This window comes from Arthrobacter sp. KN11-1C (assembly GCF_052180225.1).
In the GTDB taxonomy this organism is placed as follows: Bacteria; Actinomycetota; Actinomycetes; order Actinomycetales; family Micrococcaceae; genus Arthrobacter.
Map to the genome: position 1 here is coordinate 861,870 of NZ_CP197467.1, position 22,800 is coordinate 884,669.

Below are 22,800 nucleotides of genomic sequence, written 5' to 3' on the forward strand. Positions count from 1 at the left end.
TCCGGAGGGGCGTAGCCCGCCCCGCGCTACAGTGAAACCATGCCTCCATTCCCCGCCCTCGACGAGCTCCTTGCCACCGCGAAAGTTGTCAGCCTGCCGATGCGGGTCAAGTTCCGGGGCATCACCGAACGCGAGACCCTCCTGTTCCGGGGACAGGCCGGATGGGGCGAGTTTTGTCCGTTCCCCGAGTACGGCGACGCCGAAGCGTCCCGCTGGCTCGCCGCCGCCGTCGAAGCCGCGTGGCAGGGTTTTCCGCCGCCGCTAAGGGGCGCCATTCCCGTCAACGCAACCGTCCCCGCCGTGCCTGCCGCCCGGGTGCCCGAGATCCTGGAACGCTTCGGCCGCGTGGACGCCGTCAAGGTCAAGGTCGCCGAGCGCGGACAGGAACTGGCCGACGACGTCGCGCGTGTCACCGCAGTCCGGGACGCCCTGCCGGACGCGGCGATCCGAGTCGACGCGAACGCCGGCTGGGACGTGCCGCAGGCGGTTGAGGCACTCGGCCGGCTCTCCGCCGTCGGGCTCGAATACGCCGAGCAGCCCGTGCCGCAGATCGAGGGCCTCGCCGAAGTCCGTCGACGGCTCGCGCGGCAGGGGACGCCCGTGCTCATCGCCGCCGACGAATCCGTGCGCAAGGAAGACGACCCCCTCAAGGTGGCCCGTGCGGGCGCGGCGGACCTGATCGTTGTCAAGGTGGCGCCGCTTGGGGGAGTGCGGCGCGCGCTGGACATCGTGGCGCAAGCCGGACTTCCCGCCGTCGTGAGCTCGGCGCTGGACACGTCGGTGGGGATCCGGGCGGGTCTGGCGCTCGCCGCCGCGCTCCCGGAGCTGCCGTTCGCGTGCGGGCTGGGGACTGTGCGGCTGTTCGCTTCGGACATCACGCAGGATCCGTTGGTGCCCGACGACGGCGCCATCCTCGTCCGCGAAGCCGTCGCCGACGAGGGGCTGCTGGAGCGGTACGCGGCTCCCGCTGACCGTCGCGACTGGTGGCTGGAACGGCTGCGCCGCGTGCACGCGCTCCTGAATGCATAGATTGCTGTGAAAAGGCTGGGAATTCACCGGAATTTTACCGGGGAGCCCTCTCGGCTTCCGCTAGCGCTGCAAGGGTAGGGAAATCACTCAATCCCCGGAGGTATTTCCCATGTCTGAATCAACCAAGCGCAAGTTCGACTTGCTCCCCATGCTCGGCCATACGAAGGGCAAGCGCAGCCCTGTGACGTGCGCCCTGAAATGCGACAACGCCTGCTCGGGCGAGGTATGCAACACGAGCTCCAATGCCTACTTCCGCGACATCGCTTCCGCAGCCGTGTCCCGTCGCGCCGCCCTGGGCTTCGGCGCCGTCGGTGCGCTCGCCGTCGTACTGGGCGGCAACCTGCCCGCCAGCGGTCCCGGCGGCGCTGGCCTTTCGGCGGCAACCAAAGCGGGCTTCGACAAGGCCAAGCTCAAGTTCGCGCCGATCAAGCCCGTGGACTACACGGTTGACGCATTCACCGTTCCGGACGGTTTCGCGTGGCAGCCGATCATCCGTTGGGGCGATCCGCTCTTTGCCGACTCGCCTGCCTTCGAGCTGAACGGCCAGACCGCGGCAGCGCAGGCCCGCCAGTTCGGCTACAACAACGACTACACGGACATCCTGCCCATCCCGGATTCCAAGGACCGCCGGGCCGTGCTCTTCACCAACCACGAGTACACCAACGAGAACATCATGTTCCCGGCAACCTTGGCGGCCGCCGAAGCGCGGGCGATTGGGCGTGCGGCTCACGGGCTCACGGTTGTTGAACTCGAGCGCAAGAACAAGAACAAGCCGTGGAACTACGTCAAGGGTGCGCCGCTCAACCGCCGCTTCCTAACCGACACGACGTATGAGCTCACCGGCCCTGCCGCGGGCACGGACTTGGTCAAGACCATCGACGATCCCTCAGGCCGGAAGATCAAAGGCACCCTGGGCAACTGCTCCGGCGGCACCACTCCCTGGGGCACCATCCTCTCCGGCGAGGAAAACTTCAACGGCTACTTCGTGGCTCCCGGCACCTCGGCGGGCGACAAGCGCTACGGCCTTTCCAACAAGGCAACGGCCCGCAAGTGGGAGCTGGATGAGCCGCGTTTCAACACCAACAACGCCGGTTACGCCAATGAAGCCAACCGCTTTGGCTGGATCGTGGAAGTCGACCCGTTCGACCCCTCCTCCACACCCAAGAAGCACTCCGCCATGGGCCGCTTCAAGCACGAAGGCGCCAACGTGATTGTTGCCGCCTCCGGCCGGGTAGTGGCCTACATGGGCGACGACGAGCGCTTCGACTACCTCTACAAGTTCGTCTCCAAGGGCAAGTACATGCCCGGCGACTCGGCCGCAGCGCGCCGGAACAACATGAACCTTCTCTCCGAAGGCGACCTCTACGTGGCCAAGTTCACGGGCGACGCGCCGACGTCTGAGATCACTGGCAACGGTGCGCTCCCGTCCGACGGCGCGTTCGACGGTTCCGGGGAATGGCTTCCCTTGGTGGTCGACGGCGCCTCCGCGGTTCCGGACATGTCCGTCCTTGAGGTCCTGGTCTACACCCGCCTCGCCGCAGACAAAGTTGGCCCCACGAAGATGGACCGCTGCGAAGACGTCGAGCCGAACCTGGCCACCGGCAAGGTCTACGTGGTCTGCACAAACAACTCGGACCGCGGCAAGCCCGGCAAGGAAGGCGCCACCGAGGTCAACCCGCGCACCCTCAACCGGGACGGCCACATCGTGGAAATCACCGAAACGGGAGACCAGACGTCCACGCGCTTCAACTGGACCCTCCTGATGGTTTGCGGAGATCCGGCCAAGAACTCCTCCACCTACTTCTCCGGATTCCCGGCCGACAAGGTCTCGCCCATTTCCTGCCCGGACAACGTGGCCTTCGACTCGGCAGGCTACATGTGGATCGCCACTGACGGCGCGCCGTCGTCGATCGGGTACGCGGACGGGCTCTTCAAGGTCACGCTGGAGGGCAGCGAACGCGGCAAGGTGGAGCAGTTCCTCGCCGTGCCGCGCGACGCCGAGACCTGTGGTCCGATCGTGCACGACGACGAGCGGACTGTCTTCGTCGCCGTGCAGCACCCGGGCGAGGAAGGGACCTTTGATTCGCCCCACTCCTTCTTCCCGGACTACGTGGGGGCGGGAGCCGCGCCGGCCGCCGGCCAGGTCCGTGCCCCTCGTCCGTCGATCGTGCAGGTGTTCCGCAACGACGGCTAAGGGTTCCTTTCCCCCTTCCCTTCCCGACGCTCGCTCACCTATGTGGGTCTTTCGGGAAACGCCCGCTCACTCTCTTCAAGGGAGTGAGCGGGCGCTTCGGATTTTGGCGCTATATGTGAGCGAGCGTTGGGAGGGAGGCGCCCCTAATAGACTGGTGCGGTGACTTCGCAAGGCTCCCTGAGCTCCCTCGCCGCTGCCCGGATCGCCGTCAAGGCGTTGCTCGACGGCGGTGTGCGGCACGTGGTGGTCTCTCCCGGTTCGCGCTCGGCACCCATGGCGTACGCGCTGGCCGAGGCCGAAGCGGCCGGGAACGTCCGGCTCCTGGTCCGGATCGACGAACGTTCGGCCGGCTTCACAGCCTTGGGCTTGGCCCTGTCGACGGGAGCCCCGGCGGCCGTCCTGACCACCTCTGGCACCGCCGTCGGGAATCTGTTGCCCGCGGTCATGGAGGCCAACCACGCCGCCGTGCCGCTCGTGGTCCTTTCGGCCGATCGCCCCGCGGAGCTCCATGGAACCGGCGCCAACCAGACCACCATCCAACTCGACCTCTTCGGCGAACACGTTCGCTTCGCCGTCGACATTGCCGCTGGCAGCAACCCGCAGAGGGCCGTCGAGACTGCCATTTACGCGGCAACCGGCGCGCTCGAGGACACCCCTCCCGGGCCGGTGCAGCTCAACCTGGCGTTCCGAGAGCCGCTGGTTCCGGAACCGGGCGAGGCGCTGCCCGCCACCAAGGGCCACGGAGTCTTCCTCTACGATTCCGGTCCCCAACCACTGAGCATGCCCCCCGCTCCCGCCGAACTGACCGAGCGGCGGACGGTGGTTTTGGCGGGGCACGACGCCGGACCGGTCGCCGAGGCGTTCGCCCGCGCCCACGGACTCCCTTTGCTCGCCGAGCCGTCATCCAACGCGCGCTTCGGTCCCAACGCCGTCGGGCCGTATCGCCTCATGCTGGACAACTTCGGGCCCGGGTCGGCGATGCCGATCGAGCGGGTAGTGGTCTTCGGCCGGCCTACGCTGTCCAGGCCCGTCGCCGCCCTGCTGGCCCGCAACGACCTCCCTGCCGCCATGTACGAGCCCGTTCCGGCGGCCTGGTACGAGCACGGCCGGCGCCGCGAGGAACGCTTCGAGTCCTTGACTGAGCTGGCAGGGTTCGCTGGCCGCGGTTCGGATGAGTGGCTCGACGCCTGGCTCCTCGCGGGTGCCGCGGCCCAACACGCGCTCGACGGCGTTCTCGATGCCGAGCTCGCAGCCAACGGACCCGCAGTGGGAGCCACCGTCTGGAAACACGCGCGTGGGCAGCTGGTCCTGGGCTCCTCCAACGGCATCCGCGACGTCGACCTCGCCGGACAGCCCGGCCCCGAACCTCTCGCCACGGTGTTCGCGAACCGCGGGCTCGCAGGCATCGACGGCACCATCTCCACGGCCACGGGAATCGCCCTCGGCGTGGGCCGCGAAACCACCCTCCTCCTGGGCGATGTCACCTTCCTGCACGACGCCGGAGGCCTCCTCCTCGGAGCCGGTGAACCCGGGCCGGACCTGCGCATCGTGGTCCTCAACGACGCCGGCGGGGGCATCTTTGGCCTCCTTGAGCACGGCAAGGTGGAGGACGACGGCGGGTACGGCACCGCCGTCGAGCGCTTCTTCGGCACCCCGCACAGCGTGAACATTTCCGCGCTGGCCGCGGCATACGGCGTCGGGCACACTTTGGTGCGTACGACGGCGGAGCTCGCCGCCGTGCTTGCCTCGCCTTTGAAGGGGCGCAGCATCGTGGAAGTACGCACGGACCGGTCCGGCCTGCGTCCCTTGCACGCCCGCATCAAGGTTGCGGTTGCCGCGGCAGTGTCGCAGGTGCTGCTCGGGGCGTAGGCGCTCGGCCCTGGCGACGCGCAATCGGGCTGGGGACGCGCAATCGGACTGGGGATACTCGGATACAGGTGTCACCTGCCCGTAACTGTGTCCCGCGTCCGGAAGGGCGTCCTCAGCAGTTGTCCACATACGGCAGAAAGTGCCTCGCCGAGCCCATTGGTGGGCGGTCATCGTGGATGAATGAACACATTTCCGCGCTTGATTCTGGCGAAGGACCTGTCCAGGATCGGTCTGAGTACCAGGGGCCTGTCCGCGCAAGCCCGTTCGGGGAAGCTCCTCCGCGTCCGTCATGGCGTCTACGTGGAGGCGGTGCGCTGGAACGAGCTGCAGCCATGGGAGCGGTACAGGCTCCAAGTCGAGGCCGCGGCAGAGACGTTCACTTCGCCCACCACGTTTTCGCACCACTCAGCCGCGGCGATCAGCGGGATACCAGTCATCCTGAGGAAACAGCCGATCCACGCGCTCACCGCATTCTCCGGCGGCGGCCGCTCCCGCGCAGGAGTCCGTCGGCACTATGTACCTGAGCAATCCCACGACAGTGAACAGTTGCAGGGGTTTCTCGTCACAAGCCGCATCCGTACTGTCCTCGATCTCGCGGCAACGGTTCCCTTTGCGGAAGCCGTGGTGCCCGTGGATCACGTCCTGAAGCCCGACGCGGCGCGGGGTGTGCAAGCGATCCCGAAAGAAGAGCTGTTGGCTGAAATAGACGGGAGGTATTCGCAGGCGGCGGTCCGGCGAATCAGGGCGGTGGTCGATTTCGCCGATCCTCAGTCCGGCTCGCCGGGAGAATCCTATAGCCGGGGGCTGATTCACGTTGCCGGCTTCGCCCCGCCGGTGCTGCAATACGAAGTCTGGAAGGGTAATGCCAGGATCGCCATCACGGATTTCTATTGGGAGGAGACGCGGGTTGTCGGCGAATTCGATGGCCGCGAGAAGTACCTCAAACCGGAGTACCTGCGAGGCCGGACGCCGTCGGACGTGGTGTACGAGGAGAAGGTTCGCGAAGACCGGATCCGGGCCACGGGCAGAAACGTGGCTCGATGGGTTTGGAGCGAACTCAACAAGCCTGGCCGACTGGAACAAATACTGCTCGACGCCGGAGTGCCGCGCCGCCGTCGGGCCTCTGGGGGACACCCAAATGTGTCCGTGACAAGCAAACGGGCCGGTGACACTCGGATATGAGTGTCACCGGCCCGTTTGCGCAGCGATTGACCGTTTGCGCGTCGCAGGCGCAGGAACCGCAGCCGTAACTACAGCACGCGGCTGAGGAATTCCTTGGTGCGGGCGTGCTGGGGGTTGGCGATGATTTCGCGGGGATCACCGGATTCCACAACCACACCTCCGTCCATGAAGGTCAGGCGGTCGCCGACTTCGCGGGCAAAGCCGATCTCGTGGGTCACCACGATCATGGTCATGCCGGACTTGGCCAGGTCCTTCATCACGTTGAGCACGTCGCCCACGAGCTCGGGGTCAAGGGCGGACGTCGGCTCGTCGAAGAGCATCAGTTCCGGTTCCATGGCCAGGGCCCGGGCGATCGCGACACGCTGTTGCTGGCCGCCGGAAAGCTGGGCAGGGTAGTGGTTGGCACGGTCAGCCAGACCCACCCTGTCCAACAATTCGAGGGCTGCCTTCTTGGCATCGCCCTTGGATTTGCCCTTGACCTGCACGGGCGCTTCCATGACGTTGTACAGGGCGGTCTTGTGCGGGAACAGGTTGAAGCGCTGGAAGACCATGCCGATTTCCCGGCGCTGCGCGGCGATTTCCTTGACCTTGAGGTCGTGGAGGCGGCCGTTGACTTCGCGGTACCCGATGAGTTGGTCGCCGACGGAAATGCGGCCGGCGCTGATGGTTTCCAGCAGGTTCACGCAGCGGAGCATCGTGGACTTGCCCGAACCCGACGGGCCGATGACAACGGACACCTCGCCCTGGTTGACCGTCAAGTCGATGCCGCGGAGCACGTGGTGGGGCCCGAAGTACTTGTGGAGGCCTTCGATCCGCACCAGCGGTTTCTGGGTGGTGATCGTCATTTTGCCTCATCCTCCGGGAAGTCCATCTTCAAGGACGGCTCTGCTTCGGCACTCGGTGCCACTGCTGCGGCAGCCTTGGCAGCTGCGGGGTTGATGACGGCCGGCGCGAGGTTGGTGTCCACGCCCTTGCCGTAGTAGGCCTCGATGTAGTGCTGGCCGACCATGAGCACGCTGGTGACCAGGAGGTACCAGGCGGCCGCGATGATCAGGAGCGGGATCGGAAGGTAGATCCGGTTGGCCAGGGCGTTGGTCGCGAACGTCAGGTCCAAGGTGAAGGGGACCGCCAGGACCAGCGAGGTGGTCTTGAGCATGCCGATCGTTTCGTTGCCGGTAGGCGGGACGATGATGCGCATCGCCTGGGGCAGGATGATCCGCCACATGATCTTGCCTTTGCCCATGCCCAGGGCTTCGGCAGCTTCGGTCTGTCCCTTGTCGACCGACTTCAAGCCGGCCCGGAAGATCTCGGCCAGGTAGGCCGATTCATTCAGGCCAAGCCCCAAGATGGCCGGGATGAGGCCATGGGTGGGGTCCGAAAGCACGTAAGTGACGAGCTGCGGGCCAAAGGGGATGCCCAGCGACAGCGTGGGGTAGAGAACCGTGACGAGTCCCCAGAAGACCAGCTGGGTGTAGACAGGAGTGCCTCGGAAGAACCAGACCCATACCCAGGAGGTGTAACGCAGGACGGGGTTGTCGGACTGGCGCATGACTGCCAGCAGGATGGCCAAGACAATCGCCAGAACCATTGCGGCGACGGTTAGAAGCAGGGTCCAGCCCACGCCCTGGACGACTTTCACGTCAAGGATGTAGGTTCCGACCACGTCCCAGCGGAAGTTGGGGTTCGTGATCGCGCTCTGAATCATAAGGATCACAGCGCCAACAATGATGATCGCGCTGATCCAACGGCCAGGGTGCCTGACCGGCACTGCGTCGTTCAGCACGGGCGCGGCGTGGCCTGGTTGATGATGATCCATCTGTGCACCTGATTTGTTATCGGTGGCGGGAATACTCAAGACTTGACCGCCGGGTTGACCTCGGACGTGGTGATGGCGCCTTCGGCGTTGCCCCAGCCAGTGAGGATCTTCTTGTATGAACCGTCAGACATGAGCTTGGTCAGTGTCTTCTGGATAACATCGGCAAGCGCAGTGTCCGACTTGGCAATGGCGATGCCCTGGGGAGCAGCGTCGTAGACGTCGCCGAGCTTCTCAAGCTGGCCGTTGGTCTGGGTCAGGGCGTACCCGATGATGGGGGAGTCGGCTGCCATGGCGTCGATGCTGCCGTTGACGAGCCGGGTGGTGACGTCGGTCTGGTTCTTGAGCGTGACGATGTTGATCGGCTGCTTGCCGTCAGCTGCGCACTTCTTGTTGCGGCCGGAGAGGTCGGGGTCTTCCTGGACGGTACCGGTCTGAACGCCAATGGACTTGCCGCAGACATCATCCAGGGAGAACTTCTTCGGGTTGCCCTTCTGCACGGCCCATGCGGTGCCGGCGTTGAAGTAGCTGACCATGTTGACGGCGCCGAGACGCTCGGGGTTGATGGTGAAGGACGAGATGCCCAGATCGTACTTGGGGCCGAGGGCGGGAAGGATGCCCGTGAATTCGGCGGTCTGCACCTGGACCTTCAGGCCGAGGGTGGCGCCGATCGCCTTGGCGATGTCGACGTCGTAACCGACCGGGGTCTGGCCGTCGGTTCCGAGGAACTCAGCGGGAGCGTACGTCGTGTCCGAGCCAACGGTCAGCGTGCCCTTGGACTTGATCGCTGCGGGGACCATTGCGGCCAGGGTGTCGTCCTTGGTGATGGTGCTGGGGTCAAAGCTTGCATTGGCACTGCCGGAAGGCGAAGCGGCACTCGACGGGCCGGCCTCAGAGGCATTTGTGCAGGCAGTCAGTGCCAAGGCGCCGATTGCGAGGATGGTTGCAGCCTTGAGCGTCGAACTGACCGGGAGCGAACGGAATTTCTGCATTTTCTTACCTTTTTTTGCAGTGGATGCGAAACTAATCGGTTCATAGTGTAGCGCCGAACATGAGATGTGCGTCACAGAAAACTAAGTTTTACTATTGGATAACCTACCAAGTGAAAAATCAAGACCCCCAACGTGGCTATTGTCTCGCACCCCAGACATCCACGCAGGCCGGTTGCGAACGGAATCCCGGCGTAGGAGGCTTAGCTGCTGATTCCCAGCGACTCGAGCATTGGCCGGAATTTGGCCCACGTCTCGGCCAGCTCGGCGTCGGGAACGGAGCCTTCGACGATCCCGCAGCCTGCATAGAGGCGCACGGTTGTAGGACTCTCGATGATCGCGCCACGCAGTGCGATGCCCCACTCGCCGTTGCCCGCGGCGTCGAGCCACCCGACCGGGCCTGCGTAAGGGCCGCGATCCATGTGTTCAAGCTCCCGGATCAATTCCCCCGCAACCAAAGTAGGCGTTCCGCACACGGCGGCCGTGGGGTGGAGTGCGTTGATCAGGGCAAGGCACGTAGGGACATGTCCCTCAATATCGGCGAGCTCGGCCTTCACGTCCGACGCCAGGTGCCACACATTGGGCAGTTCCAGGATGAACGGTTCGCTGTGGGCGTTCATCGCCTCGGAGAAGGGCGCGAGCTGGGTGGTCAGCGATTGGATGGCGATCTCGTGCTCGTGCCGTTGTTTCTCGGAGCCCGCCAGCACGCGTTCGGCGTATTCCATGGGGGAGCCGTCCATGCCCTCGGCGTCGCGCCGGTCGAGCGTTCCGGCCAGGACCCGCGCCTGTGCAGTGCGGCCCTCCACTTGGATGAGCATCTCCGGCGTCGCGCCCACCAAGCCGTCGACGCCGTACGTCCAGCATTCGCGGTAACGGTTGGCCAGCTGCTGCAGCACTTTGGCGGCGTTGACGCCGTCGGGCAGCGTCGCCACGACGTCGCGCGCGAGCACCAGCTTCTCCAGCTTTCCGGTGCGGATTTCCGCGACGCCGTCGGCCACGGCCTGCTTCCAGGCGGCCTCGCTCAGCGAGCCGCTCTCGAGCGTGACCTTCCCGTCCCCCAACTGGCTCGCATTTGTTGTCGTTATGGGCGCTCTAAACGACAACAACTGCGAGTTAGTTGGGTGCCCGACGCCGGAGCCTCCCGCCGCCGTCGGCCCGCCGTCCGCTGACTCGCGTTCCGCTGACTCACCGCTGAGCCAGCCGGCGAGGGCGGCGAGTGCTCCCGCCTCGGTGAGTTCGACGTCGTCGAGCGTCAACTGGGTGAGCCAGGACTGCCCATCCCGGATCCCGACAACTATTTCCGGAAGGATCAAGCGCGATTCGAAGGCGGACGTCTTGGAGAAGGCGAAGGACCCCAAGGCCACAGGGCCGGTGCCGGGGAGCTCAAGGGGATCCGTGACGTCGGCCTCGATGACGAGGTGGCGCCACCAGATGTCTGCCTCGAGAAAGCGATCCGGCCCGGACGCGGTGAAGCGCGCGAGTTCGCCAAAGCCCACCAGGCCGTTCTCGCGGCGGGACCAGCACAGAACATCGTCCCGGACCAGAAACGACGGCAGCCCCCCGGAGGATGAATCAACATCGAGGGGGACTGTCAAGGTGCGGAGCGTACTCGTCATGATGGAACAACATTACTCCCGCGCGCAACGCGAACCCTGCCCGGACCGGAGTGCCCCGAAAGTTCTTCCCATATTTGTCTGAGACAATTGCAGGGTGAACCGAGCATCCTTGGAAAAGCGTCCGGACGAAGTTGCGACGATGTTTGACGATGTCGCCCCCAAATACGACGTCGTCAACGATGTCCTGTCCATGGGGCAGACCCGGCGTTGGCGCCGCGTCGTCGTGGATGCGATGGACGTTCGGGTAGGCCAGCGGGTCCTGGATCTCGCGGCCGGCACCGGCACGTCCAGCGAACCGTACGCCGACGCCGGAGTGGACGTCGTGGCCTGCGACTTCTCGCTGGGAATGCTGAAGGTCGGCAAGCGCCGCCGCCCGGACATCAACTTCGTTGCCGGGGACGCCACCAAGCTGCCCTTCGCGGACGCTTCCTTTGACGCCTGCACCATTTCCTTTGGACTGCGCAACGTCAACGAACCACACAAGGCCCTCGCGGAGATGTTCCGCGTCACCAAGCCCGGTGGACGCTTGGTTATCGCCGAGTTCTCGGCCCCCGTGGTGCCCCTCTGGCGGACCATGTACACCGAATACCTCATGCGCGCGCTGCCCGCCATCGCCACCAAGGTCTCCTCCAACCCGGACGCCTACGTGTACCTCGCCGAGTCGATCCGCGCCTGGCCGGACCAGGACCACTTGGCCGCCTGGCTGCAGGAAGCAGGCTGGACCGACGTCACCTACCGCAACCTGAGCGGCGGCATCGTGGCGGTGCACCGCGCCCAGAAGCCCGGTGCCGAACACCGGGAAAGCGTTCCCGTGGCCAAGCTGCGCCGCCAGATCAAGCCGCGCCGCCAAGCCGGCGATCAGTCCCGCTAACCGGCCTATTAACAAGGACGCTGTGAACGTACTGATAGTCGGCGCAGGGCCAGCCGGGTCCACCGCTGCGTACTACCTTGCCCAGGCGGGCATTTCCGTGACGGTGCTGGAAAAGACCAGCTTCCCGCGCGAAAAGGTCTGCGGCGACGGCCTGACTCCCCGCGCGGTCCGCGAGATCCAGAAGCTCGGCCTCCCGCACGCCGAGGACGCCGGGTGGCGCCGCAACAAGGGGCTCAGGCTCATCGCCGGCGGCCGGACCATTGAATTGCCGTGGCCCGAGGTCGCCGACTTTCCCACATACGGACTCATTCGCACGCGCCTCGGATTCGACGAGGAGCTGGCCAGGCACGCGCAGTCGGCGGGCGCGGTCGTGCTTGAACGCCACAGTGTGACCGAAGCCCTGCGCGACGACGCCGGGCGGGTGATCGGCGTCCGCGCCGCGCTGCTCGACGAGTCCGGACGCAAGACGGGCGAGACGCGCGACTTCCATGCCGACGTCGTGCTCGCCGCGGACGGCAACTCGACGCGAACCGCCGTTTCGCTCGGAATGCACAAACGCGACGACCGCCCGCTCGGCGTGGCCGTCCGCACCTACTTCACCTCGCCGCGCCACGACGACGACTGGATGGAAGGCTGGCTGGAGCTCCCCGGCAAGTCCGGCAAGCCGCTGCCCGGTTACGGCTGGGTGTTCGGCGTCGGCGACGGCACGTCCAACGTCGGCCTCGGGATCCTGAACTCCTCCAAGGAATTCGGCAAGCTCGACTACAAGCAGGTCCTGCGCGAATGGACCGCCGCCATGCCCTCCGAGTGGGGATTCACGCCCGAAAACCAGGTGGGGGAGATCCGCGGCGCCGCCCTGCCCATGGGCTTCAACCGCACCCCGCACTACTCACCGGGGCTCATGCTCCTGGGCGACGCCGGAGGCATGGTTTCACCGTTCAACGGCGAGGGCATTTCCTATGCCATGGAGTCCGCCCGCTTCGCGGCCGAGTTCATCATCGATGCCAGCTCGCGTTCACGTTCGGCCGGATGGACAGCCGACGACGCCGATGCGCACCTTTCTCGGTACGCGGACTACGTGCGGGACCAATGGGGTTCACACTTCACGCTGGGCCGCGTCTTTGCCGCCCTCATCGGGAAGCCCGCCGTCATGAAACTCGCGCTACGGACCGGCATGCCCATTCCTGTGCTGATGCGCTTTGTGGTCCGGATGCTCGCCAACCTCACGGATCCGTCCGCAAAGGGTTTCGAAGACCGCGCGATCCGCGTCCTCGAGATGCTGGTCCCGGCCACGTCCACCGCCGCTTCCACCCGCGCCGGCACCGAATCAACGCTTTCCTCTGCGAAAAGTTAGGGTTAACCCGTGACTCACTCTGCCGAACACAGCTGGACGCACGCCGGGCACGGCCTGCCGGACGCTGTCGAACCCGCTCCCACCACTACCGCGATCGCCACTGGCCTGCAGCTTCCTGCCGGTTTCGCAGCAATCGCCAAGGACCTGGAGCTGGGCCCTGCCATCACCACGAACCTTGCCCGCGTGGAAAAGAAGCTCCGCGAAGCCATTGCCAACTCGGATCCCCTGGCTGACGCAACGTCGCGTCACTTGGTGGAAGCAGGCGGCAAGCGCATCCGCCCGCTGCTGACCCTCCTGTGTGCCCACCTCGGTGACGCATCCCGTCCCGAAGTGGTCCAGGCCGCCGTCGTGGTTGAACTGACCCACCTCGCAACCCTCTATCACGACGACGTGATGGACTCCGCGCCCTACCGCCGCGGCGCCCCCACGGCACACGAAGTCTGGGGCAACTCGGTGGCGATCCTCACGGGCGACCTGATCTTCGCCCGTGCCTCGATCCTGGTCTCCGAACTCGGTTCGCGTGCCCTGGGAATCCAGGCCCGCACCTTTGAGCGGCTGTGCCTCGGGCAGCTGCACGAAACCGTCGGTCCGCGTGAAGGCGAGGATGCGGTGGAACACTACCTCTCGGTCATCGCCGACAAGACCGGTTCCCTCGTTGCAGCCTCGGGCCAGCTCGGTGCCATCTTCGCCGGCGCCGACGAAGCCTTCGAGGACGTGCTCGTGGAGTACGGCGAAAAGGTCGGCGTGGCCTTCCAGTTGGCCGACGACGTCATCGACGTGACCGGCGTCAAGGTCAAGTCCGGCAAGTCCCCGGGTACGGACCTCCGCGAAGGCGTTCCCACGCTTCCCGTCCTCCTGCTCCGCAAGGCCGCCGACAACGGTGACCACTCCGCCGTCGAACTCTTGAAGCTGGTGGACGGCGACCTGTCCTCCGACGAGGCCCTGGCCTTGGCCGTTGCCGGGCTACGCGAGCATCCCGTCACGGCCGAATCCTGGGTGATTGCGCGCCAGTGGTCCGCCGAAGCCATCGAGGCCTTGAAGCCGCTGCCCGAAGGCGTGGTGAAGGAGTCGCTCACGAACTTCGCCCACGCCGTGGTGGAACGCGCCAGCTAACTTCTTCGCCTGACCTGCGGAGGACGCCGTCGTTGGCGCCCTTTCCGTCGTGGACCCAACTAGCTCGCAGTTGTTGTCATTTTGACCCCTCATAACGACAACAACTGCGAGCTAGTTGGGTGGGGGCAGAGTGGGTGAGCCGGGCTTGGCCGGGCGGGGCCGGGCTTAAATGCAATGGCCCCGGTTCCTTGCAACGCTACGAGTCACGCGCTGCAACGAACCGGGACCATAATCTCCGTTCGCATCAGACTCACCGGAGGCATTTAGTGAATCCGGTTACAGCTTATGACAACTTTGTCACGGGTGCAACTTTCCCCGTCAAAGGGTTTTCTGGCGTTTGTCGGGGAAGTGGCTTTCCTTCCTGACCCTTTTTGAATTCAGAATGGCCGCGACACGCCTGTGAAAGGGTGTGTCCTGCAGGCCATCGGCCCAAACAAGGTCAGGAAGGGCCGTGTACGTTTTCCACATAGGGGAACCCGGAGCTACTGTCGCCTGCGCGATGCTGCTGGAGTTGCCACATGGATGTAGTGCAATTCCTCCGGAAACGGGGCGGCGTGGCCAGGACTGCGCAACTGCTAGGAGCTGGCTTTCCAAAATCGGCGCTGTCGAACGGGGTCCGAAGTGGGGCGCTCACCCTGCTACGCCGCGGGATCTACACGATCGAGGGCGCCGACCCAGGCATCGTTGCCGCGCTCCAGGCGAATGGAGTTTTGACCTGTGTTTCGGCTGCTCGTTTCTACAATTTGTGGCAGCTCCATGGGGCAGGGGATGTCCAACGATCGGCGAGTTCCCAAAAGCCCGAAGCCATCCACCTCAGCTGCAGTAGCGGCCAGTTCCGGGACGGTGTGGTGGACCACGCCCGATGTACCCATCCGGGCCATCCCTATCTTCCCGTGGCCGGTCTGGCAGATGTCGTTATCCACGCACTGAGATGCCGTCCCGAACTGGAATCCCTGGTGATCGTCCAGTCTGCCGTCAGCCTCGGGTTGATCACTACCGACTTCCTTAAGGCGAAACTGCCAGGAAACCGCAACGGAGGAGCGAGAGCCGTGGTGGATCTCGTGCTTCCCAGGGCTGATTCCTTGCTTGAAGTGCTCGCGCACACCCACTTTGTCCGGGCAGGCCTTCGGGTCCGGATGCATGTGGGACTGGCCGGCGTGGGCGAGGTGGACTGCCTGATCAACGAGTGCCTTGTGGTGGAGCTCGACGGCAGGACACATCTTGAAGCGCGCCAGGTCAAAAAGGACCGACACCGCGACAACGCCAGCGTGAGGGGTGGGCTCTTAGTGTTGCGTTACTACTACGAGGACGTGGTCTACCGTCCTGGAGAGATGGTCAACGAGGTCTTGACCGTGCTGCGACACCGTGACGTCGGCCACTTCGCCCCCGCACGATACGCGCCCGGGTGGGTACCGCCGTCGTAATCCAGCAAACAGCGCGCGGTCCTGACCTTCTTTGGGACGAAAAAAGCCGCGACACGCCCTGTTTAAGGCGTGTCGCGGCCCTTCGAAATTCAAACAGGGTCAGGAAGGGACGCCCCCCGCTGAAATATCCCCAAGCAACCCTCAGTCTTCTTCGTCGCTGAAAGCCCAGTCGAACATGTCGAACACGAATTCGGAGAACGTGCCCTCTTCGGATTTCCACTGGCCGCGGGCGTTGTTGCGGCGCCAGACAATGGGATCCGGGACGCCGAGGTCGCCTACGCGGAAGCCCCAGGTGAATTGTTCCTCTTCGTCCTCAAGGAACATGAGGAAGCCTTCGTCGTCCACTTCGAGCTCTTCGGGGTCCCAGAAGTAGTGGTAGGCCTCCATGAGGTCCTCGCAGCCGCCGATCGCGAGGTAGAACTCGCGCAGCACCATGGGAATGGTGAACGAGTGGGCGGAGAGGGCTTCGTCCAGCTCGGAGGTGGACAGCCCGTCTTCTTCCTGCCATTCGTCCTCGAGATACTTCGGTACAAGCGCGCGGAACTTCTCGAGGAACATGTCAGTCATGCTCCCATCCTAGCTAATCGCGGCCACGTGATTCGGCGCCCGGGGACACCCCGGCGCGGTGCCATCCCCGGACCGCCAAGGGCACCCGCCAACCGCGCCGCCAAGCCACCACTCGGAAGGCGAAAACCAAGCCCGCAACCAGGGCCGCCGCAAGTCCGTTGAAGGCTCCGATGTTCCACAGCAGGGCGGTCAAGGTGGCTCCCGTGAAGGCCGGCAGGGCGTAGAGATCGCGGGCATTGAAGAGGGTGGGAATTTCGTTGGCCGTGATGTCGCGGAGCAACCCGCCGCCCACCGCCGTGGTGACTCCCAGCAAGATCGCAGCCACCGGATTCATCCCGGCAGCCAGTGCCTTGAGTGTCCCCGTGATGCAGAACAACGCCAGCCCGCCGGCGTCGAACAGGGTCAAAAGGGACGTGAAGCGCTGGATGCTCGAAAACAGGAAGTACACCAGCACGGCTGCCAACAAGGGCGGCAGCAGATAGACCGGGTTGGTGAAGGCCGCGGGCGGACCGGCGTTGATGACGATGTCGCGGATGACACCGCCGCCCAGGCCGACGAGCGAAGCCAAGAGCAGCGAGCCGATGATATCGAACTGCTTCTTGGCCGCGAGCAAGGATCCGGAAACGGCGAAAAAGAAGACGCCGGCCAGATCCAGCCATACCAGCGCAAGGTCAAAAGTGAACAAATGCAGCTCCATTCTCCGTTCACAGACGGGCGATCATGCTCGCCCAACGTTACGCTTGCACGCATGAACAGCCCCGTCTTGATCGCGTGTGCCCACGGAACCCGGAACGTCGAAGGGCAAGCCGCTATCCGCCGGGTCATGGCCGAGATCGAGGCGCTGCGGCCCGGCCTCACCGTCGTCGAGGCCTACGTAGACGTCCAAGAGCCCGAGTTGGGCGGCGTGGTGGCCGGCCTCCCGGAAGGCACGCCCGCCGTCGTCGTTCCTTTGCTGCTCAGCACCGGCTACCACGTCAAGGTGGACATCCCCAAGGCGATCAAGTCCCGTCCCGACGTATTGGCGGCACCGCCGCTGGGGCCGGATCCTCGGCTTGCCGAGTTGCTCGCCGCACGGTTGCGCGACGCCGGCCTGGGCGACGACGACGGCGTCCTGCTCGCCGCCGCGGGCTCGTCGCTGCCGGACGGTTCCGTCGATTCGGAGGAGCAGGCGCGCCAGCTCGCCGAGCTGCTGCCCAACAAGGTGCGCGTCGCTTACGGTGCGAGTGCCGAGCCGAACGTGCCCGACGGCGTCGCGGCCCTGCGTGCCGAACTCACCGGCGCCGAACTCACCGGCGCCGAACTCACTGAAGACGGCGGCCGGGTCATTGTGTCCTCGTATCTGCTGGCCACGGGCTACTTCCACGACCAACTGTCCAAGGCCGGGGCCGACGTCGTGACCGCACCGCTTCTGCCCTCTCCCGTGCTCGCGGAGATCGCCCTGGAACGCTACGACGCAGTGGTTGCCGCTCGCTCCTGAGCTGTCCCCGAGGATGCACAGCGCGGCCAGCTGAACAAGGCCCGACGGCGGTTCGTGACGAAATGTTTCCCTAGGTGACTCTTCGTTTCTGCGTCGTTGTTGGAGAAATCTGGCCCGCCCTACAGTCGATGCATGACTGATACAGCTCTAGCCGGAGCGTCTGCGGACGAGGCTGCACCCAAGCGCCCGGCCCGCACCGCCCGTCCTGCCGCTAAACCCCATGGCCAGTGGAAGGTTGACGGCACCGCGCCGCTCAACGCCAACGAAACCTGGAAGCAGGAAGACAACGGGCTCAACGTCCGCGAGCGTATCGAGTCTGTCTACTCCAAGCGCGGCTTCGACTCGATCGACGGCACGGACCTGCACGGCCGTTTCCGCTGGTGGGGCCTCTACACCCAGCGCAAGCCCGGGATCGACGGCGGCAAGACCGCCACGCTCGAGCCGCACGAGCTCGAGGACAAGTACTTCATGCTCCGCGTGAGGATCGACGGCGGCGCGCTCACCACCGAGCAGTTGCGCGTCATCGGCCAGATCTCCGTGGACTTCGCCCGCGGCAGCGCCGACCTGACCGACCGCCAGAACATCCAGCTGCACTGGATCCGCGTGGAGGACGTGCCGGAAATCTGGCGCCGCCTCGAATCCGTCGGCCTGTCCACCACCGAGGCTTGCGGCGACGTCCCGCGTGTCATCCTGGGCTCCCCGGTTGCCGGCATTGCCAAGGACGAGATCATCGACCCCACGCCGCTGATCCACGAACTCGCGGAGCGCTTCATCGGCGATCCCGAGCTCGCCAACCTGCCCCGCAAATACAAGACCGCCATCACCGGCCACCCCTCGCAGGATGTGGTCCACGAGATCAACGACTTCGGCCTGGTCGGCATGGTCCACCCCGAACTCGGCGTCGGCTATGACCTCTGGGTGGGCGGCGCGCTGTCCACCAACCCGATGCTCGCCAAGCGGCTCGGCGCGTTCGTGAAGCCCGAGGAAGCCGCCGAAGTGTGGCTCGGCGTCACGAGCATCTTCCGCGACTACGGTTACCGCCGCATGCGCACCAAGGCCCGCCTGAAGTTCCTCCTGGCCGACTGGGGTCCCGAGAAGTTCCGCCAGATCCTTGAAGACGAATACCTCGGCTTCAAGCTTTCCGACGGCCCCGCAGCGCCCAAACCCTCGACGCCGGGCGACCACGTCGGCATCCACGAGCAGAAGGACGGCAAGTTCTTCATCGGCGCCACGCCCCTGGCCGGTCGTCTCTCCGGAAGCCAGCTCGTGGAGCTCGCGGACACCCTCGAAGCCCGCGGCTCGTTCCGCCTGCGCACCACGCCGCACCAGAAGATCGTTGTGCTGGACGTCGCCAAGGAGCAGGTGGAAGCACTCGTCACCGAACTGGACACGCTGGGCCTCTCCGCCCGCCCATCCGTGTTCCGCCGCGGCACCATCGCCTGCACGGGCATCGAGTTCTGCAAGCTCGCCATCGTGGAAACCAAGGTCACGGCAGCCACCGCCGTCGCCGAACTGGAACGCCGCCTGGCCGACCTCGCGGACAGCGGCCAGTTGCCGCAGGCCCTGTCCCTGCACATCAACGGCTGCCCCAACTCCTGCGCCCGCATCCAGACCGCGGACATCGGGCTCAAGGGCATGATGCTGCCAACGCCCGACGGCGACCCCACCCCGGGCTTCCAGGTTCACTTGGGCGGCGGGCTGGCTTCCTCCGACCGCGAAGAAGCAGGCCTCGGACGCACGGTTCGCGGCCTCAAGGTTTACGTCGAGGACCTGCCCGATTACGTAGAGCGGGTCGTCCGGAAGTTCGTGGCCGACCGCGCCGAAGGCCAGACCTTCGCCGAATGGGCACACTCCGCAGATGAAGGAGATCTCCAGTGACAACCACCGTCAAGCTCCGTTCCCACGACGAACTCAAGGCCCTCGCCGAATCCGGTGCGGCCGAGCTCGGTTGGAACGCGCCGGCCCGCGACGTCATCGCCTGGGTTGCCCGCAACTTCGAGCTGCCCGCCGTCGCCGTGGCCTGCTCCATGGCCGACGCCGTGCTGCCGGCCCTCGTCGCGGACCAGTTTCCCGGCGTCGACGTCTTGTTCCTGGAAACCGGCTACCACTTCCCGGAAACCCACGCCACGCGGGACGAAGTCGCCGCGAACCTTCGCGTGAACATCGTTGATGTGCTGCCCGAGAACACCGTGGAGCAGCAGGATCGCCTTCTCGGCAAGGACCTGTTTGCCCGCGATGCCGCCCAGTGCTGCGCGCTCCGCAAGGTCCAGCCATTGCGCCGGACGCTCGCCGGCTACGAAGTCTGGTTCACCGGAGTCCGCCGCGACGAGGCCCCCACCCGGACCAACACCCCGCTGATCACTTGGGACGAGACCAACGGCCTGGTCAAGGTCAACCCGATGGCCGACTGGAGCTTCGACCAGCTGGTCCAGTACTCCGAAGACAACATCCTTCCCGTCAACCCTCTCCTGAGCCAGGGCTACCCGTCCATCGGATGCCAGCCCTGCACCCGCAAAGTAGCGCCGGGAGCGGACCCCCGCTCCGGCCGCTGGGCAGGAACCGACAAGACAGAATGCGGACTACACGTATGAGCACCTACCAGACTTCCGTGGCCGTCGACCCCGATGCCGCCCCCGCCCCTTCGCGGGACGGCGATGCTGCAAGCAGCATCGCGTCCCGCTCCGACAGGCCCGATGCCACTCCCTGGGCGGCATCGGGGCCGACGGCGGGGGCGGCAGTCGGCGTCGAACCTCGCGCACGCCTTTCCAGCCTCGACACCCTCGAGTCCGAGGCCATCCACATCATCCGTGAGGTTGTTGCCGAGTTCGAGAAGCCTGCGCTGTTGTTCTCCGGCGGCAAGGACTCCGTGGTGATGCTGCATCTGGCCACCAAGGCGTTCTGGCCTGGCAAGGTTCCGTTCCCCGTGCTGCACGTGGACACCGGCCACAACTTCCCCGAGGTCATCGACTTCCGTGACCGCACCGTGGAGCGCCTGGGCCTGAAGCTCGTGGTGGGCTCCGTGCAGGAGTTCATCGACCGTGGCGAACTTGCCGAGCGGGCCGATGGCACCCGCAACCCGCTGCAAACCGTGCCGCTCCTGGATGCCATCCAGCGCAACAAGTTCGACGCCGTCTTCGGCGGCGGCCGCCGCGATGAGGACAAGGCCCGTGCCAAGGAGCGCATCCTGAGCCTGCGCGACGAATTCGGCCAGTGGGACCCCCGCAACCAGCGCCCCGAATTGTGGAACCTGTACAACGGCCGCCACACCGTGGGCCAGCACGTCCGCGCGTTCCCTATCAGCAACTGGACCGAGCTGGACGTGTGGCGCTACATCGAGCGCGAAGGCATCGAGCTGCCCGGCTTGTACTACGCCCACGAGCGCGAGGTTTACGAACGCGATGGCATGTGGCGCGCGGTCGGTGAGGTTTCCATGCCGAAACCGCACGAGGAAGTCATTACCAAGCTCGTCCGCTACCGCACGGTGGGCGACATGTCCTGCACCGGCGCCGTCCTTTCCGACGCACGCACGGTTGCCGACGTCGTCGTCGAAGTTGCCGCATCCACACTCACCGAACGTGGCGCCACCCGCGCAGATGACCGCATCTCCGAGGCAGCCATGGAAGACCGCAAGAAGGACGGCTACTTCTAATGAGCACCGAAACCGCACTCCTGGAGACCGGCCTGCGCGAATCAACCTTGTTCCGCTTCGCCACCGCCGGATCCGTCGACGACGGCAAGTCCACCCTCGTGGGCCGCCTGCTGCACGATTCCAAGGCGATCCTCGCGGACCAGCTCGACGCCGTTGCCCGCACCTCGGCGGACCGTGGCTTCGGCGGAGCCGGCGCCACCGGCAGCCAGGCGATCGACCTTGCCCTCCTGACCGACGGCCTTCGCGCCGAGCGGGAACAGGGCATCACCATCGATGTCGCCTACCGCTACTTCGCCACGGACCGCCGCAGCTTCATCCTCGCGGACTGCCCGGGCCACGTGCAGTACACCAAGAACACGGTGACGGGCGCGTCCACTGCGGATGCCGTCGTCGTGCTCATTGACGCCCGGAAGGGAGTCCTGGAGCAGACCCGCCGCCACCTGTCGGTGCTGCAGTTGCTTCGCGTGGCGCACGTGATCGTCGCTGTGAACAAGATCGACCTCGTGGACTTCAGCGAGTCGGTCTTCCGCGAAATCGAGACCGATGTGCAGAAGGTTGCCCGCGAGCTTGGTTTAGGCAGCGATGGCATTGCCGACGTCGCGGTCATCCCGGTGTCGGCGCTCGACGGCGACAACGTCGTGGACCGCTCGGAACGCACCCCGTGGTACAGCGGCCCGGCCCTGCTCGAGGTCCTCGAAACCCTTCCGGCCGCGGACGAGCTTGAAAGCCACTTGGAGAGCTTCCGCTTCCCGGTCCAGCTGGTCATCCGGCCGCAGGGCGCGCTGGCTCCCGACGCCGTCGCCGCAGGGCTCGACGTCGGGGCGTACCGCGACTACCGTGCCTATGCCGGCCAGGTCACGGAAGGAACCGTGAAGCTCGGGGACAAAGTCACCGTCCTGAGCCCGGGCCACGAACCCCGGATCACCACCGTGACGGGGATCGACTTCGCCGGCAGCGAGTTGGCCGAGGCCACTGCTCCGCAATCCGTCGCGATCCGCTTGGCCGATGAAATCGACATCGCCCGCGGTGACACGATCGCCGCGGCAGGGACGGTGCGCGAGAGCTCGGCCGACCTGTACGCGGCCCTGTGCTGGCTTTCGCCGAAGCCGTTGCGCGAAGGTGCCAAGGTGCTCGTGAAGCATGGAACCCGGACCGTCCAGGCGCTCGTCCGCAATGTGACGGGCAAGCTGGACTTGGCCACGTTCAACGTCGAGGCTGCCTCCAGCCTTGAGCTGAACGACATCGGCAACGCCCAGCTTCGACTGGCCGCGCCGTTGCCGCTGGAGAACTACCTCCACCATCGCCGCACGGGAGCGTTCCTGGTGATCGATCCCGTGGACGGCAACACCCTGGCCGCCGGCTTGGTGAAGGACCACCCCGGCGACCACGAGGACGAACGTTACGTCATCTGACGTTCCTGGTGACTCGGACCGCAGCTTGTTTCCCAAACCCCGCCTTCAAGGCCCGGGATGGGAAACAAGCTGCGGTTTTTTGCGTAGGGGCCAGCCGAATTGTGACGCCGCATGAACGTGCGTGACCCCGGGTTTCCGGGTCATTGAACGGCAAATATGACAGTCCCTATGGTGAATCCATGACCTCATCGGATTGGTCCTTGGCTGCCCTTTCGGGGCGATGTCGCAGGGCCTGATAAAC

At 65.5% G+C, this 22,800-nt stretch carries 19 protein-coding genes and 1 pseudogene; 14 read left to right on the forward strand and 6 right to left on the reverse strand.

The features are described from left to right. The first annotated feature begins 39 nt into the window (after positions 1–39). The 4 genes from ACSBOX_RS04070 to ACSBOX_RS04085 all read left to right on the forward strand — a co-directional run bounded on the left by ACSBOX_RS04070 (position 40) and on the right by ACSBOX_RS04085 (position 6,274). Positions 40–1,029, forward strand: a complete 990-nt coding sequence (locus ACSBOX_RS04070) for an o-succinylbenzoate synthase (RefSeq protein WP_442544926.1) — start codon at positions 40–42, stop codon at positions 1,027–1,029. 109 nt (positions 1,030–1,138) lie between these two features. Continuing rightward, positions 1,139–3,223, forward strand: a complete 2,085-nt coding sequence (locus ACSBOX_RS04075; protein ID WP_442544927.1) for a PhoX family protein — start codon at positions 1,139–1,141, stop codon at positions 3,221–3,223. 159 nt (positions 3,224–3,382) lie between these two features. Then, positions 3,383–5,092, forward strand: coding sequence for a 2-succinyl-5-enolpyruvyl-6-hydroxy-3-cyclohexene-1-carboxylic-acid synthase (gene menD / locus ACSBOX_RS04080; protein ID WP_442544928.1), 1,710 nt, complete (start codon positions 3,383–3,385; stop codon positions 5,090–5,092). 180 nt (positions 5,093–5,272) lie between these two features. Further along, positions 5,273–6,274 carry a hypothetical protein gene (locus ACSBOX_RS04085; RefSeq protein WP_442544929.1) on the forward strand — a complete coding sequence of 334 codons (1,002 nt, stop codon included), beginning with the start codon at positions 5,273–5,275 and terminating at the stop codon, positions 6,272–6,274. Positions 6,275–6,342: 68 nt separating this feature from the next. On the opposite strand, the gene ACSBOX_RS04090 is transcribed toward ACSBOX_RS04085, so the two are convergent. From ACSBOX_RS04090 to ACSBOX_RS04105, 4 genes are all read right to left on the reverse strand, one after another. Continuing rightward, a complete protein-coding gene (locus ACSBOX_RS04090; RefSeq protein ID WP_272909590.1) occupies positions 6,343–7,119 on the reverse strand; it encodes an amino acid ABC transporter ATP-binding protein in 777 nt (258 codons plus the stop codon). Beyond that, on the reverse strand, positions 7,116–8,090 hold the full coding sequence (locus ACSBOX_RS04095; RefSeq protein ID WP_236812447.1) for an amino acid ABC transporter permease: 975 nt from the start codon (positions 8,088–8,090) through the stop codon (positions 7,116–7,118). The genes ACSBOX_RS04090 and ACSBOX_RS04095 overlap by 4 nt, the downstream gene beginning before the upstream one ends. Positions 8,091–8,125: 35 nt before the next feature. Then, positions 8,126–9,079 (reverse strand): ABC transporter substrate-binding protein, encoded by a 954-nt coding sequence (locus ACSBOX_RS04100; RefSeq protein WP_442544930.1) that lies wholly within the window; start codon positions 9,077–9,079, stop codon positions 8,126–8,128. 200 nt (positions 9,080–9,279) lie between these two features. Continuing rightward, positions 9,280–10,692: an isochorismate synthase gene (locus tag ACSBOX_RS04105; RefSeq protein WP_442544931.1), complete on the reverse strand. Its 1,413-nt coding sequence runs from the start codon at positions 10,690–10,692 to the stop codon at positions 9,280–9,282. 94 nt (positions 10,693–10,786) lie between these two features. Between ACSBOX_RS04105 and ACSBOX_RS04110 the strand changes: the two genes are divergently transcribed. The 5 genes and pseudogenes from ACSBOX_RS04110 to ACSBOX_RS04130 all read left to right on the forward strand — a co-directional run bounded on the left by ACSBOX_RS04110 (position 10,787) and on the right by ACSBOX_RS04130 (position 15,454). Continuing rightward, positions 10,787–11,563: a demethylmenaquinone methyltransferase gene (locus ACSBOX_RS04110; protein WP_078107836.1), complete on the forward strand. Its 777-nt coding sequence runs from the start codon at positions 10,787–10,789 to the stop codon at positions 11,561–11,563. A 22-nt stretch (positions 11,564–11,585) separates the two neighbouring features. Further along, positions 11,586–12,917 carry a geranylgeranyl reductase family protein gene (locus ACSBOX_RS04115; RefSeq protein WP_442544932.1) on the forward strand — a complete coding sequence of 444 codons (1,332 nt, stop codon included), beginning with the start codon at positions 11,586–11,588 and terminating at the stop codon, positions 12,915–12,917. Between the two features lie 9 nt (positions 12,918–12,926). Continuing rightward, positions 12,927–14,030, forward strand: a complete 1,104-nt coding sequence (locus ACSBOX_RS04120; RefSeq protein WP_442544933.1) for a polyprenyl synthetase family protein — start codon at positions 12,927–12,929, stop codon at positions 14,028–14,030. 518 nt (positions 14,031–14,548) lie between these two features. Further along, positions 14,549–14,629: pseudogene (locus ACSBOX_RS04125) on the forward strand (hypothetical protein); the annotation flags it as partial. Positions 14,630–14,986: 357 nt separating this feature from the next. Next, on the forward strand, positions 14,987–15,454 hold the full coding sequence (locus ACSBOX_RS04130; protein ID WP_442545955.1) for an endonuclease domain-containing protein: 468 nt from the start codon (positions 14,987–14,989) through the stop codon (positions 15,452–15,454). Between the two features lie 141 nt (positions 15,455–15,595). Here ACSBOX_RS04130 and ACSBOX_RS04135 read toward each other — a convergent pair whose 3' ends face one another. Both ACSBOX_RS04135 and ACSBOX_RS04140 read right to left on the reverse strand, forming a co-directional pair. Then, positions 15,596–16,021 carry a hypothetical protein gene (locus tag ACSBOX_RS04135; protein ID WP_442544934.1) on the reverse strand — a complete coding sequence of 142 codons (426 nt, stop codon included), beginning with the start codon at positions 16,019–16,021 and terminating at the stop codon, positions 15,596–15,598. Positions 16,022–16,034: 13 nt separating this feature from the next. Further along, positions 16,035–16,706, reverse strand: a complete 672-nt coding sequence (locus tag ACSBOX_RS04140; protein WP_442544935.1) for a trimeric intracellular cation channel family protein — start codon at positions 16,704–16,706, stop codon at positions 16,035–16,037. 63 nt (positions 16,707–16,769) lie between these two features. Here ACSBOX_RS04140 and ACSBOX_RS04145 point away from each other — a divergent pair, with 63 nt between their 5' ends. From ACSBOX_RS04145 to ACSBOX_RS04165, 5 genes are all read left to right on the forward strand, one after another. Next, positions 16,770–17,498 (forward strand): sirohydrochlorin chelatase, encoded by a 729-nt coding sequence (locus ACSBOX_RS04145; RefSeq protein WP_442544936.1) that lies wholly within the window; start codon positions 16,770–16,772, stop codon positions 17,496–17,498. 132 nt (positions 17,499–17,630) lie between these two features. Then, positions 17,631–19,376 carry a nitrite/sulfite reductase gene (locus ACSBOX_RS04150; RefSeq protein WP_442544937.1) on the forward strand — a complete coding sequence of 582 codons (1,746 nt, stop codon included), beginning with the start codon at positions 17,631–17,633 and terminating at the stop codon, positions 19,374–19,376. Further along, a complete protein-coding gene (locus ACSBOX_RS04155) occupies positions 19,373–20,089 on the forward strand; it encodes a phosphoadenylyl-sulfate reductase (protein ID WP_395798429.1) in 717 nt (238 codons plus the stop codon). Before ACSBOX_RS04150 ends, ACSBOX_RS04155 begins: the two co-directional genes overlap by 4 nt. Then, positions 20,086–21,147 carry a sulfate adenylyltransferase subunit CysD gene (gene cysD / locus ACSBOX_RS04160; protein WP_442544938.1) on the forward strand — a complete coding sequence of 354 codons (1,062 nt, stop codon included), beginning with the start codon at positions 20,086–20,088 and terminating at the stop codon, positions 21,145–21,147. The genes ACSBOX_RS04155 and cysD overlap by 4 nt, the downstream gene beginning before the upstream one ends. Further along, positions 21,147–22,559: a sulfate adenylyltransferase subunit 1 gene (locus ACSBOX_RS04165; RefSeq protein ID WP_442544939.1), complete on the forward strand. Its 1,413-nt coding sequence runs from the start codon at positions 21,147–21,149 to the stop codon at positions 22,557–22,559. The genes cysD and ACSBOX_RS04165 overlap by 1 nt, the downstream gene beginning before the upstream one ends. The last annotated feature ends 241 nt before the right edge of the window (positions 22,560–22,800 follow it).

Coding starts and splice junctions, on each gene's coding strand:
- ACSBOX_RS04070 (WP_442544926.1), top strand. CDS start 40: ATGCCTCCATTCCCCGCCCTCGACGAGCTCCTTGCCACCGCGAAAGTT.
- ACSBOX_RS04075 (WP_442544927.1), top strand. CDS start 1,139: ATGTCTGAATCAACCAAGCGCAAGTTCGACTTGCTCCCCATGCTCGGC.
- ACSBOX_RS04085 (WP_442544929.1), top strand. CDS start 5,273: ATGAACACATTTCCGCGCTTGATTCTGGCGAAGGACCTGTCCAGGATC.
- ACSBOX_RS04090 (WP_272909590.1), bottom strand. CDS start 7,119: ATGACGATCACCACCCAGAAACCGCTGGTGCGGATCGAAGGCCTCCAC.
- ACSBOX_RS04095 (WP_236812447.1), bottom strand. CDS start 8,090: ATGGATCATCATCAACCAGGCCACGCCGCGCCCGTGCTGAACGACGCA.
- ACSBOX_RS04100 (WP_442544930.1), bottom strand. CDS start 9,079: ATGCAGAAATTCCGTTCGCTCCCGGTCAGTTCGACGCTCAAGGCTGCA.
- ACSBOX_RS04105 (WP_442544931.1), bottom strand. CDS start 10,692: ATGACGAGTACGCTCCGCACCTTGACAGTCCCCCTCGATGTTGATTCA.
- ACSBOX_RS04135 (WP_442544934.1), bottom strand. CDS start 16,021: ATGACTGACATGTTCCTCGAGAAGTTCCGCGCGCTTGTACCGAAGTAT.
- ACSBOX_RS04145 (WP_442544936.1), top strand. CDS start 16,770: ATGAACAGCCCCGTCTTGATCGCGTGTGCCCACGGAACCCGGAACGTC.
- ACSBOX_RS04150 (WP_442544937.1), top strand. CDS start 17,631: ATGACTGATACAGCTCTAGCCGGAGCGTCTGCGGACGAGGCTGCACCC.
- cysD (WP_442544938.1), top strand. CDS start 20,086: ATGAGCACCTACCAGACTTCCGTGGCCGTCGACCCCGATGCCGCCCCC.
- ACSBOX_RS04165 (WP_442544939.1), top strand. CDS start 21,147: ATGAGCACCGAAACCGCACTCCTGGAGACCGGCCTGCGCGAATCAACC.